We start from the raw sequence: 12,266 nt of genomic DNA, 5'->3' as shown, positions 1-12,266 counted from the left end.
GTTGTGCGCGCACATTCTACGTAGCGCGTAGAAGGGAGGTTGCAATGAGTGATGTTAATCCGTGGACTGGTTCGCCAGTCGTTTCTACACAATGGATACCCAGGTTTGGTCTGGGTGCGTGCGGCTGGTGTCTTTCCAACAGGCGTGACGCCGTCAAGGGGCTTGAGTGATGAGGCTTCTAGGGAAGATCGTAAGGTTTCGCAAGATTTGTCTTTGATTAGAGAGGAAGATTAATGAATGTGTTTTCTAAAGGTGCTGCTCTGATTGGTGCGGGTAAGGCGCGCGTGTGGGCGGGCTTGGCCAGTTTGGATTTGAACCCGGTTCCCAAGGCTCCTCCGGGAGTGGATATTATCGTGCAGACAATGTTGAACTGGTTGATATGGATTAGTGGAGTAACAGCGATTGCTGGTGTCGTTATTGTCGGCATCCTGCTTAAAGTCTCCAACGAGTGCGGCATCGGCAATGAGGGCATGCGTCGTGTCTGCTATATAACTATAAATGCGATCGCAATCACGTTCGTTTTGGCTTTGCTGAAGCTGTTGCTCTGACGATGGAGGAAAAGAACGTGAATGTGCTGACTCGTCCGGCGTTTCTTGTGTCGGGGTAACTTCGGTTAAAGATTGGGCAATGCTACGACGAAAAGGTAGACCATAATCCTAAGGTTTGTGCGTCCCTGGTTCGATTCCCGGTTGGCCCACCCGTTGGAAGCCCCTGCGAAAGCAGGAGCTTCCGCGTATACAGCAAGGCTTATTACATTCCCCGTCCGTAACCGTGTTAGCGCCTTTACTTCGACACGGCTACGGTTTCCCTTTTGTTCTTGGCTTCTTCGCATCAGGCTCCCCAAAGGGGTGGATTGCCGTCACGAATTTGTTTTTCAGGGTGGTCGTTCCTGGAATGTAGTAGTCGTTCCAAGAGTAGTAACGTTGTTCGATCACTGTGTGCGGTCGATGTGCTGGGTGGCTAGGGCGAGGTATTCAGCGTCGCTGATTTGTCCAGATAAACACTGCTCGAGCAAATCTCTAATGTAGGCGTCAGTAACAGTGTGGCCAGCTAAAGCAAGCGCAGCATCTGCAAATGCTATGGCCTCGCGTACTGCGGCCTGAGTTACTAAACGCGGTTGTGCTGACACGCTCATAATGCTTCCTCGTTTCCGTGGTGTGCGCCCGCCGTTGCGTGTGCTCTAGCCCTGTATTCGTTAGCGTCAATAATGCCCGCGGCGTAGTTGGTAAGGTTTTCGACATCTTCTCTGGTCAGATCGAATCCTTCATGCCACAATGCCGCAAGCGTATTGCGCACGCCGAGTCGCTGTTGATCATCAAGGTTTTGGAATAATTCAGGCTGGCGTTGCTCAATGTCAAAAGTGCGCATAATGCCTCCCATATCTATCCAACTTGTACCACAGGGGCGTGCAATGCTCACTGGGTGTCAGCTATGCGCGGGTGCGGGTGTGAGCGCTGTTTGGCTTGTCCAATGTAGAACTCTTCCCCACAGCTGTTTTCCCATCGTCTTACGTCTCGCTAGTTCCTTTAGCGTGTCCTTCGAGATTCTAATCGTCCAGGCCAAGGTCAGCCCTCACTTCTTCAAGCGAGTAGGTCTTCGACTTGCCGGCGCGGATTGCGTCTAGCTCTTCTGCAGCCAGGTAGTAGTCCTCTAGGTCATCCAGGTATTTTTCGAGCGCCTCGCGAACGTAAACGGAGGCGGGGCGTCGAGTTTGAGCGCTGAGGCTGTCGAGGCGCTTTTTCGTGTCTTTCGGCAAGCGCAAACTAAGAACATCGCTACTCATATAAACAAGTATGCAGTAGGACGTTCGCATATCCAGGCACAAACGGCGCAGGAATCCAGCCGCTCATAATAGAATGCGGGCGGGCAGTTGTTTTTGCGTGTTGCTGGTTAGTTCTAAGGCGGCGTGATGCCAGATAGAAAATGGGATTCGCTAGCTCGGATCACCCGAGTGTTCCTCCGGGTTGCGGAGGTGGCGCTGGTATTGAGCGCTTTGGCAATCATTCTGTCCACGTTTTTTGTAACTGTTCTCCAGGTCCGCGGCACGGGAAACGGGTTTGAGAAGGATGACGTGTTGGTTGCCGCGCATCATGTGGATTTTGGTCGGGGTGACACGGTCGCGTTCTTCCACGGAAACCGCATACTGGTCCGCTCAGCTATCGCCATTTCCGGCGATGAGGTAGATGTGCTCGATAACGGTCATCTGGCGGTAAACGGTATTGAGTCCCCAGCTGCGTTAACGCCTGAGGATTTAGCTCGCTCGGAGGTTTCGTTTCCGGCAACGGTGCCTGAGGGAGGAGTGCTGGTTGTGATCGGCCAGGGCAATACTTCCGCATTGCACGAGGTGGCGGGCGAGGATTTTGTTGGCCGCGTGGTGTTGCAAGTGTGGCCTGTGCGGAGTTGGGGAAGAATTTGAGCCTCTACGTCTAGGCAATGAGTCCTACGTCTTAAAATAATTTGATAACCTGCAAAGGTGCGAACTGCACGTCTTTCGAACTAAAGAAGGAAATTTCATGTCTCGACAAATCTCCGTGCAGAGGGGAGTACGTGCAGTCGCGGTCGCGTTTGCCACGGTACTTGCCCTTTTGTTGGCGGTATCTTTCCCGGGCTTAGCGAAAGCTGCGGATGATCCCACAATCACTGTGACCAGCCAGGAAGGCGATCACACTTACGGTGCGTACCAGGTCTTCAAGGGTGACCTAGCTGATGTTGACGGCAAGAAGGTGCTGTCGAACATCGAGTGGGGTACCGGTGTTAAGTCCACCGAGCTCTTGGCCGCTGTGGCTGGCGCGAATCTTCTTGATGGCGTTACTGCAGGCTCTTCAGCAGCCGATGTCGCAAAGGCTTTAGAGAAGGCAGATAGCGATACGGCTCTTGCGTTTGCAAAGCTGGTCTCTAAGAACCTAAGCGATACTAAAGCTGATTTCACTAAATCCGGCGATGCGGCTCCCTTTACTTACAAAACCGGCAAAGTTGCCCCCGGCTACTACGTAGTTGTGGATACGGACACCAACGCCGCCGCTTTGACTACTCCGATCTTGCAGGTTGTTGGCCCGGTTGAGGTTGCATCGAAGTCTTCTGTTCCTACTTCGGATAAGAAGGTTCAGGAAACTACCGGAATCGACGCAAGCAAGGTTAATGATGGTGAAACCGCTTATGATGTGACGGCTAACTATGAGATTGGCGCGGACGTACCGTTCCTTCTCACGGGAACAGTTTCGAAGAACCTCGCAGACTACAAGACTTACAAGTACGCTTTTGTCGATGAGCTTTCAAAGGGATTCGACTTCAACGCTGATTCGGTAGAGGTTTACGTTGGCGCCACTAAGGTCGATGCGGGCAAATACACGGTCACTTCGGAAAAGATCGCCGATGCTGGTGATTACCAGGACGGAACGCGTATCCGTATTGATTTTGCCAACCTGAAAGATGTTCCGGGCGTAACTGCTGACTCCACGATCACCGTTCGTTATACCGCGAAGCTGAACGAGAAGTCTGAAGCTGGTAAGCCGCAGCCTAACAAGGTGCACGTTGAGTACTCGAAGAGTGCATCTGACGATGAGGGCGAGCCTACTGGTAAAACGCCTGACAAGGAAGTTTTCGTTTTCACCTACAAGGTTGATTCTGAGAAGGTAGACGCAGACAAGCCTGAGACTAAGCTTGAGGGCGCTGAGTTCCGTTTGTTGAACGCTGACAAGACCAAGGCTGCCACGATCAGCAACGGCAAGATTACCGGCTGGGCTGAGCTTAATGCTGGCACCACAATTACTGTTCCCAATGGCGGCCAATTCTCCGTTGAGGGTCTTGATGCTGACGTGCAGTACTACTTGGAAGAGACCAAGGCCCCGACTGGCTACAACCTTCCTTCTGGAGACGCGAAGTACACGTCGATTAAGCTGACTGCCAAGGTTGAAGCTAAGGAGGGCCAGAAGCCTGCTGTTACGGAGCTAAAGCTTGGTGAGAAGGCCGATGCGTCTCCAGCAGACGGCAGCTTCTCGACGCTCCAGATTAAGAACTCGAAGGGTTCAACGCTTCCGGAGACGGGTGGCATTGGTACCACAATCTTCACGATCGTTGGCGTAGCCGCGATGGTTGCTGCTGCGGGTGGTTTCGTTCTACGTAATCGCAAGAAAGCGTAGATACCAGCCGTAACGGTCGATTAGATTGACCCTTTCAACGCGCGGACGTTCCCGCCGGCAAACTAAGCCGCCGGCGGGAACGCCGCGCACGAAAAAGGGACGTCGAAGTTTTTCAGACATAGCGTTAATCGCCTTGTTCATTTTTGGCTTGCTGGTTTTCCTCTACCCGCCGGTGGCTAACTTTTATAACCACCAGAGGCAAAAAGCAGCGGTGGTTAGTTATGAGGAAGCCGTGTCAAAACTGGACACCACTGAGGTGGAGCGTCTTTTGGATGAGGCGGAAGCTTATAACGATGCGCTTGTTTATGAGCCGGGTAGGCTACCTGCTTCGCAGATGGATCAGTATCTACGGATGCTGAACTTCACGGGCACGTCGGTGATGGGAACAATCCAGATTCCTTCGTTGGGAGTTAATCTGCCGATTTACCACACCACAGACGAGGCCGTGTTGCAGGCGGGTGTCGGTCATATCCCGGGTACGTCGCTGCCGATTGGTGGAGTTGGAACCCGTTCGGTACTGACAGGTCATAGAGGTTTGCCGTCAAGCAAGCTCTTTACGGATCTAGACAAGCTAAAGCCGGGTGACATTTTTGTGATCCGAACGGGTAACCGAGAGCTGGCGTATCGCGTGAGCGACATCGTTGAGGTGTTACCAACGGAAGTTGGCTCTCTGCAGCTCGAGGCTGATCGAGATTTGGTGACGCTGGTTACCTGCACGCCGTATGGGATTAACACTCATAGGCTTTTGGTTACTGGCGAGCGAACCGAGTTGTCGGCTGTGGGGTCTATCGCGGCGGATGCTGTGCGGGTAGACCCGGTGTTGGTGGCAGCTTTTGTAGCTGTTCCTATTTTTGTGGTGGGGCTTGTAGTGGTGTTGCGCCGGACGCGAAGTGTGTATGCGCCCAGGCACATGGGGAAGGAAAGTGACCATGCGGACGAAAAGTAGCCTATTAGCGCTTTGGTTGTCGATTGCGCTGGCGTTTTCGTTGGTTCCGGCTCACGCCGATTCAAGGCCCGATGTTTTAGATTTTGAAAATGTTGAGGCAGACCGCCTGGGTTCGGTGTCGGCCCTGTTTCACGCGGTGGATAACCAGCCGCTGCCCGGCGTGGAGGTCCGCCTGTACCGGATCGCTGAGATGGCCCCGGGTTTGCCTTTCGTATTAGATGATTCTTACGCCACGGCTATTGGTTGGAAGTCGTTGACTGATGCGACCGAGCCGAGCGATCCTGACGTGGCAGCGAGCGCCACGCTTACGTTGCAGTCTCTGCTGGAGCGGGACGGTGTGGCTCCAACGGCGCAGGCCACTTCCGATTCTGCGGGGCAGGTCCGCATGCAGGACTTGCAGGTAGGCGTTTATTTGATGACGGCAGCTCCTGTGAAGCAGGGAGCGTATAGATACGTCGCGTCTCCGGCGATATTCTCGCTCCCTCAGAAGGGTAGTGAGGGCCAGCTCGATTACGACGTGGTGGTTGCGCCAAAGCTGGAGCCTCAGAAGGTAGAGCCAACGAAGTACCGTTTGGTCAAGCTTTGGCAGGATGAGCCGGTGAAGGATCGCAGGCCAACGTCGATCCAGGTAGACGTTTTGGCTGATGGAAAGCTTTTTGAGCGTGTAACTCTGAGCGCGCAGAATGATTGGACGTTCGAGTGGCAGGACGAGACGGGAGACCGCCGCTGGTCGGTAGCTGAGAAGCTGAGCGGGTCTTACGAGGTCAGAACTGCTGTGGATAATCACGTTTTCACGCTAACGAACATTGCTCCTGAACCTGAGAATCCGAAGCCAAAGGGTCCGCTGTCAAAAACGGGTATAGACGGGAAAGTTGGCGGTGTAGCCATCGTGTTGTTCTTGGCTGGTTTGGTGCTTGTAGGCGCAGGGCGCGTGCGCGGAAGAAATGAGAGGGCGTAGCCATGCTTAGAGGTGTTGAGGCCGCGAGAACACGCATTCTTGTCGCACTGGTGAGCGTCATTGCTCTCCTGGGCGTCATGTTTGTTATGCCCGCTACCAGTTATGCTGACCCAGCTGCGCCTGAGGTGGAATCCCAGACGGTTGAACCCGATAATCAACCCGAGGAGCCCACCGAGCTTTCCATTAGCGAGGACACCGCTGCTGCTGATCAGCCGGTGGGGGAGCCAAACCCGGATGCGGGGGCTGCTGGGCAGTGCCCGGCGGATAAGAATGAGACCACTGTCAACCCGCAGGTGGTTGGTGACTTGCAGATCGAAATCGCGCAGGCCGTAACGCAAAAGGATCCCAATGTGGTCGATAGTGTTGCGCAGCGTTATACGGGCGAGACATTTAAGCAACACATCGGTATTTCGAACACCGCTGCCGCAGAAAACGTGCAACACCGCATTTACCTCGAGTTTTCGAATAAGGACGGTTACGCCCTGGTAAATGGCTCGAAACTGGAAGTGCGTGATGAGCCGTATTACCAGAACAGCGAAAACCAGGTAAACCCCTATTATTTCCGCAAGGCGGAGGGCGCGGAGAACACCTATTACATTGAGGTCCCCGGCTCGAAGATCGGTGAGGCTTTCTCTGTAGATCTAGAAACGAAGTACGACTCCCCGGCATCGCCGGGTGGCACGGCCCGCATCTGGGGCGCGCAGCTCACAACGGAGCAGGCAGAGGCTGCAGGCAAGACGGCGGTTGATCCTGGTTGTGGTGTCCACGCAGCGAAGTGGGACACGGTGCGGCCAGAGTATCAGGCTGTTAAGAGCCAGAATACTTCGGGTAATTATTCTCGTGCGTGGCCAGCAGCGTCAGAGCCAGCCATCGCTTACAACGCAGAAAAGGGCGTTTATGAGCTACATAATTTGAGGTACAGGCTCTACCTTGAAAAGGCTCAGGATTCCCCCACTTTGCCTACCGGTGGGGTAGGTCAGGATCCGTTCCAGAAGATCAAGGTGGAAGAGACGTTCACCGTGCCCGACGGCTTCGAAATCAATCCTGACTATATTAAGGGGATCAGAGACGGGCTGAACAGTAGCAGCCGTGGTGGACTTATGTCTTATGATGGCTTGGACGGGTGGACGCGAGACGGCTACGTTAATGACCTCGTTTTCGCCCCTAGCATCAACGGCAAGAAAACGCCGATTTTCGGCATTCACGGATTTGGGCTAGATCAGGTGGATATCGGTTGGGCTGTCCCGCAGCCTGAATACAGGCACGTGACTGGCAAACTCAGTGACGACGGCCGCACCCTGACACTGTCTTGGTATCGAAATAAGAACACTGCAACCAGAAGCCTGTACCTGCGTTTCGCTGACGATTTGCTTGTGGCCAAGAAACTTCCTGAGGGTGGATCCGTTGACGTGAGCAACGGGGTTGGAATGACGGCGCATTACACGCATACCGATCCGAAGACAACCAATGCGGAAGTAACAACGCCGGTCAAGGTAGAGCCAGGCAAGGGTGAGTTTGTAAAGACTGCGGGTGACGGAAAAACAGAGATTTACCTGCGCGGCCAGGCCGTTCCCTTCACACTAAGCGCCAAGAATGTTGGTTCGGGCCCGTTGGATCTTGCGACAGTGAAGGACGATTTACCCACCACCCTTTACATGACACCGGCGCAAGTTCGGCAGGTGCTGGGAAAGCCCGAATCTTCTGGCTTGTCGATCACCATTTCAAATATTGTGCCCTGCGCCGAAAAGCTTAACGTTCAGGTAGCTTCGGGTGGCACGGCGGGTCTTTCGCCATCTTACAACCCGGCGTGTACTGCCGACCCAACCACCGTGCAGATAAAACGTGCCGGCAATTCCATCACGTTCAAGGTGGGAAATGGTGCGGAAGAAACACTTTCGGCTGCCGAAATTGAGAGCAAGCTGGCCGCTTTTGCAGTAAGGAAAAACACCGCATACTCGCTTTCTTGGGCGGTGCCCGATGGCAAGATTTACGGTGGCAATGAGCTGAAACTCTCGTTTAACGCCACGGTGAAAGACACCTACATTTTTGGCGATCCGATCCAAAACGATTCGGGTGAAGATGTAAAGAACACGGCATATTTTGGGGACACGCCAAGTAACTCCACGTTCAAAGCGATGCCGGAGGCAAAGATCGGCAAAATCTCTGACCCGGCCGATAACGAGGAAGTTAACTCTGGCCAGAAGATCGACTATTCGATTCGAGTGCAATTGGCCACCGGCTCTCCAGAAGGCTTTATTATGCCGCTCATCGACGAGCTGTCGGGGCCTCACAAGTTGCTCGCTAAAATCGAGAAAAACCCGGACCTAAAAGGTCTTGGGCTGGAAACTAAAACTATTAAAAAGGTTGACTACTACGTGCTGGATAAGCCCGGCACATACAAAAACGTCACGTTTGAACTGGTGGAAACTCCTCCGCATAAGACGGATATAGTGCACGAATTCATTGCAGATCACGTTGAGGTCGGCAATGAATCAACGCGAATCCAATGGTACGTAGACCCTGCGAAGTACAGTCCAGGCGCGGTTGTTACCGCTCACTATTCGACGCTGGTTGATGAGCTAGATCCGTCTGATAATGAACAGCACTACGTGATTAACACGGCAGGCAACAGTAAACCGCCGAGCGCAAAGACCTCTCACCCGATTTCACGTCAGTACGTGACCAAGAACATCGTCACGAAGCGGGGCGATACGCCCGGCGAGGACGAGCTAGTTAAACAAAGTCCGGTCCGCCCAGGGGAATCAGTCACCTACCGCGTCTCGGTAGCGAACTCTCGGGACACTGCGATCGACTTCACCAACGCTGACGTTTACGACGCGCTACCCAAGTCGTTGCCGGGCAGGCCGTGGACAAAGGAAGACATTAGCGTGGAGTTCCCCGTTGGAACTTCGGTGCAGGGCGGGCAGAACTGGAGCGTTTCCCAAACTCCTCCGAATGGTGCTAATGACGGGGATGACACGCAGCAGTACATAGTGTGGGGTGAAGATTTCAAACTGAGCGTGAAGGGCGAGGTTTACGCCTATATCACGTTGAAGTTCCCTGATGCTGATGACGGCGAAGCTTATGTCTCTAAGTATTTGAAAGACACTTTGTACAACAATTGGCATGTAAAGACTATGAACGATGGCGTCAGCCACTTTGTCACCAAAGCTGGTGAGGATGGGAAACCTGCTAACGCCGCGCTACAAAAGGGCGTGCTAGGTACGGGTAATTTTGACCTTGGCTCTGGCTCCTACAGTTTTGCAGATGGCGGCGGCGGTTATGGGCCGCGAATTATGCTGGACCCAAATTCCGATAGCACCGCGCGCACCGTGTATTCTCGTTCGACAACAGATCCTGAAGGAAAACGGTCATTTAACGGACCTTACGCGCTGTATTACGTGTCGCTATTCAATGACGGAGATTCGCGCCTGTATTTGAACGATATTCAGGACATGCTCCCCAAGGGCGTGACGTATAGAGCGTTCTACCCAACCACAGATGAGTTTACTCAAGGGCACGGTTTTTATAACTCAGGCGGCTCCGGTTGGCTTGCAAACGTGGATAATTTCCGCACCTGGCAAGCCAAGAGCTCTGACGTTCCCATCGCCGTTGCTGGCGCGGAGCCGAAGAACGCTACTATTACTGCACTAGCAGATGTCACCAACCCTTCGAAGATTACTTTCAAGGTATCCAATGGAGATGATGGGCAGAAGGGGAACCTCGCATATGACGAGGAGAGGCAACAGTTCTATTTGAATCCAAATGAGTTGCTCGCATTTTCCTATATAGTGCTGATTGGCCCGAACGCTCCAGAGGATTTTGTTGTAAATAATGTGGCAATGCCTTATGACGATGTGACCGGGCAGGGTGTGGACGTTAATCCGGACACCTCCATCAAGTCTGTTGAACAGGGTGACCAGGTTCTAAATGACGGTAAGCGTCTCATTTTGGATAACGAAAAGGCTTCAGATAAGGGCTTCTCACCTAAGCCGGGCACCGAGCAGTGGCTGGCTTCTAACGTCAGCTTGATGCGAGACAAGCCAGTTCCGGGTATCGAAAAATCTATTGTGGCTAAGACTTCCACGGGCGGAGAACGAACTGCGGATCCCACCCACGCGGCTTACGCCGATACCTTGCACTGGAATATCTCTGCGTACAACGACGCCAAGGAGACCATCGAGGGTTACGTAGTTTCAGACCTTTGGGATCCGAACTATCTACCTACGGGCGAGGTCAAGCTTTCGGTGGGTGGTACACGCTTCACTGACGGAAGTAGCAATGCGCTTTTCACATTCGGTGATTGGACTGTGCAAGATGGTAAGCCTACTGCCGTCGAAATTAGGGCTGCGAATCTGGCTTATAGCGTGGGACCGAAGAAACTTGTAGTTAACGGTGATCCGGTGGCGATAATGTCGCGAAGAGGCCAGCAAGCTATCTTCCACCTGTCGCTGACATCTACTTCCGATGGTCGCATCAGGTTTGACTTGCGTGCCGACAAGGATTCTCCGAAAATCGCGTCCCTGGGATACTCCGTAGGCGGCGTGCCCATAAAATCGAGTGAGTCGCTGACTATGGAGTTTTCCACGAAGAATCCAAAGCAATCTGGCGACTATCCAGCTGCTTTTAATACTGCTTTCTTCACTTTGTTGGATCGGCAAGATTATGATCCAAAGCAAGTCAAGAGAGGTGAGAACACCGAGATTGACTTGAAGCTCGCTGACGACTTCTACAACGCTAACTGGAGTGGCAACACTGGAAGCAATCACACTGCCAAGGGGCTGAAGACGATCAAGGCTGAAGCCACGATTCCGATTGGCGGCGATGCGTTTACGTCTTCTATCGAACGGGTGGAAGAGGTCTCGGATCCTGCGAATGTCGCGACGTCTACCTCCTCGCCGAATTACATTACGCTGAAAGACGCGTCCTCGACCTTCCGCTACTCGATGGAAGTTAAGAACAACAAGCCGGACCCGGTTAAGCGGATCACGATGATTTCTAACCTGCCGTATGTGGGCGATAACTACACGTTCCCTTCCGCTCCGGAGAGAAACTCTGAGTTCGCGGTCCGCTTTGCTGACAATCTGAACTTGAAAGTTGAGGTAGTTAGCAAGGACGGCACCCGCAAGGTACTACCGGCAAGTGCTTACCGAATCGAGTACTCAGATCAGCAGGAACCGGAAGCGTTCACGGCTGCAGATTGGGCTGGTAATCCAACTGCCAACTGGAGTACTACACCCACTAAGAATTCAAGATCGATCCGTCTAGTGCTAAACGAAACGGCTCAGGATTCAGATTTCTCGTTCGGTGGGGAATCAACTCTGGCACTGTCTTTTGACGCGAATGTTGCCAAGCCCGCTGAAGTTAATCCTGACGAGATAGCGTGGTCAACGTTCGGCTACAACTACCAGGCGCCAGGTAGTGATCTGAACCTTTCATCTATCCCCTTGAAGGTGGGGGTAAAGGTCCTTGGACCAGCTGCAACTGAGCTACCAAAAACTGGTGGCGTTGGTGTGTACGTGGTGTATTTGCTCGGTGCGCTGACCATGGCTGTGGCACTAGGTGGGCTCGCGCTACGTAGGCGCTCTTAACGATTAGTATGAAACCGAAGGGCCGAAAAAGAGGCAGAGTTTTAATGGCTCTCGGCCTGCTGATAGTTGGGGTGGCCGTAGGGGCACTTGTGTGGTTGCTCGCGTCGCCAGGCGCGAGCAACTCGCGCGCTCTGGCGGAGCAAACTCTGAAGATCATGCCCGACCCTAAACCCGCAGTGGTTAATAAAGAAAACGATCCTGCCATGCCCGGGTTGAATGTGCGCGGGCAAGACGTGGTTGGTGTGCTGACTATTTCGGATTTTGGCCGTGACTTCCCAGTGCTAAGTGCAATGGACAAAACGGCTAAATTTCCTGGGGTGTATGCCGGCGCTGCAAACAATGGAACCCTAATAGTAGGGGTATCGAGCTATTTGCCGGGCTTTAGCGGCCTTACATCCCTGCAAGACGGTGCTCAAATTAGGTTTACTGCTGTTACCGGCGAACAGTACAGCTACCGGGTGCTCACCGCAGAATCCATTCCTGCCGCAGATGCTTCAAAGCTTAGTAGCGGGGATGACTGGGACCTCACGCTGTACACCCCTTCACTGTCTGGCGTGCAGTTTGAAATCATCCGCGCCACCGCGGTGGTCAGCGAATAACTCCGCACATAATTTAGACTGCAAGTGTTAGGA

The 12,266-nt window shown here is 53.3% G+C and carries 10 protein-coding genes; 7 read left to right on the top strand and 3 right to left on the bottom strand.

From position 1 onward, the window contains the following. The first annotated feature begins 233 nt into the window (after positions 1-233). Entirely contained in the window at positions 234-548 is a 315-nt protein-coding gene (locus HMPREF2854_RS02325; RefSeq protein WP_070618435.1) for a hypothetical protein, read from the top strand. 383 nt (positions 549-931) lie between these two features. Here the strand turns inward: HMPREF2854_RS02325 and HMPREF2854_RS02320 are convergent, their stop codons facing one another. The 3 genes from HMPREF2854_RS02320 to HMPREF2854_RS02310 form a co-directional block, all read right to left on the bottom strand. After that, complete coding sequence (locus HMPREF2854_RS02320; RefSeq protein ID WP_070618432.1) at positions 932-1,135, bottom strand: hypothetical protein; 204 nt, start codon at positions 1,133-1,135, stop codon at positions 932-934. Then, positions 1,132-1,368, bottom strand: coding sequence for an antitoxin VbhA family protein (locus tag HMPREF2854_RS02315; RefSeq protein WP_070618429.1), 237 nt, complete (start codon positions 1,366-1,368; stop codon positions 1,132-1,134). The genes HMPREF2854_RS02320 and HMPREF2854_RS02315 overlap by 4 nt, the downstream gene beginning before the upstream one ends. Positions 1,369-1,546: 178 nt before the next feature. Continuing rightward, positions 1,547-1,783: a type II toxin-antitoxin system RelB family antitoxin gene (locus tag HMPREF2854_RS02310; protein ID WP_070618426.1), complete on the bottom strand. Its 237-nt coding sequence runs from the start codon at positions 1,781-1,783 to the stop codon at positions 1,547-1,549. 126 nt (positions 1,784-1,909) lie between these two features. On the opposite strand from HMPREF2854_RS02310, the gene HMPREF2854_RS02305 reads away from it, so the two are divergent. The 6 genes from HMPREF2854_RS02305 (at position 1,910) to HMPREF2854_RS02280 (ending at position 12,233) form a co-directional block, all read left to right on the top strand. Next, positions 1,910-2,416 carry a hypothetical protein gene (locus HMPREF2854_RS02305; protein ID WP_070618423.1) on the top strand — a complete coding sequence of 169 codons (507 nt, stop codon included), beginning with the start codon at positions 1,910-1,912 and terminating at the stop codon, positions 2,414-2,416. A gap of 97 nt (positions 2,417-2,513) precedes the next feature. Next, positions 2,514-4,139: an isopeptide-forming domain-containing fimbrial protein gene (locus HMPREF2854_RS02300; protein ID WP_070618419.1), complete on the top strand. Its 1,626-nt coding sequence runs from the start codon at positions 2,514-2,516 to the stop codon at positions 4,137-4,139. A 25-nt stretch (positions 4,140-4,164) separates the two neighbouring features. Then, a complete protein-coding gene (locus tag HMPREF2854_RS02295) occupies positions 4,165-5,085 on the top strand; it encodes a class C sortase (protein ID WP_083309326.1) in 921 nt (306 codons plus the stop codon). Then, positions 5,069-6,043 carry a Cna B-type domain-containing protein gene (locus tag HMPREF2854_RS02290; RefSeq protein WP_070618416.1) on the top strand — a complete coding sequence of 325 codons (975 nt, stop codon included), beginning with the start codon at positions 5,069-5,071 and terminating at the stop codon, positions 6,041-6,043. Before HMPREF2854_RS02295 ends, HMPREF2854_RS02290 begins: the two co-directional genes overlap by 17 nt. Before the next feature lie 50 nt (positions 6,044-6,093). Further along, positions 6,094-11,634, top strand: coding sequence for an LPXTG cell wall anchor domain-containing protein (locus HMPREF2854_RS02285; protein ID WP_186822470.1), 5,541 nt, complete (start codon positions 6,094-6,096; stop codon positions 11,632-11,634). A gap of 44 nt (positions 11,635-11,678) precedes the next feature. After that, positions 11,679-12,233, top strand: a complete 555-nt coding sequence (locus HMPREF2854_RS02280) for a sortase family protein (protein ID WP_070618410.1) — start codon at positions 11,679-11,681, stop codon at positions 12,231-12,233. Positions 12,234-12,266: the final 33 nt, after the last annotated feature.

The organism is Actinomyces sp. HMSC075B09 (genome assembly GCF_001812395.1).
GTDB classification, from domain to species: Bacteria; Actinomycetota; Actinomycetes; order Actinomycetales; family Actinomycetaceae; genus Gleimia; species Gleimia europaea.
Note: the sequence above shows the minus strand (reverse complement) of the source record. Positions and strands in the feature narration are given on the sequence as shown.

Bases quoted from the DNA above. Each gene is read 5' to 3' on its own strand.
- HMPREF2854_RS02325 (WP_070618435.1), top strand. From the start codon at position 234: ATGAATGTGTTTTCTAAAGGTGCTGCTCTGATTGGTGCGGGTAAGGCG.
- HMPREF2854_RS02320 (WP_070618432.1), bottom strand. From the start codon at position 1,135: ATGAGCGTGTCAGCACAACCGCGTTTAGTAACTCAGGCCGCAGTACGC.
- HMPREF2854_RS02315 (WP_070618429.1), bottom strand. From the start codon at position 1,368: ATGCGCACTTTTGACATTGAGCAACGCCAGCCTGAATTATTCCAAAAC.
- HMPREF2854_RS02310 (WP_070618426.1), bottom strand. From the start codon at position 1,783: ATGAGTAGCGATGTTCTTAGTTTGCGCTTGCCGAAAGACACGAAAAAG.
- HMPREF2854_RS02305 (WP_070618423.1), top strand. From the start codon at position 1,910: ATGCCAGATAGAAAATGGGATTCGCTAGCTCGGATCACCCGAGTGTTC.
- HMPREF2854_RS02300 (WP_070618419.1), top strand. From the start codon at position 2,514: ATGTCTCGACAAATCTCCGTGCAGAGGGGAGTACGTGCAGTCGCGGTC.
- HMPREF2854_RS02290 (WP_070618416.1), top strand. From the start codon at position 5,069: ATGCGGACGAAAAGTAGCCTATTAGCGCTTTGGTTGTCGATTGCGCTG.
- HMPREF2854_RS02280 (WP_070618410.1), top strand. From the start codon at position 11,679: ATGGCTCTCGGCCTGCTGATAGTTGGGGTGGCCGTAGGGGCACTTGTG.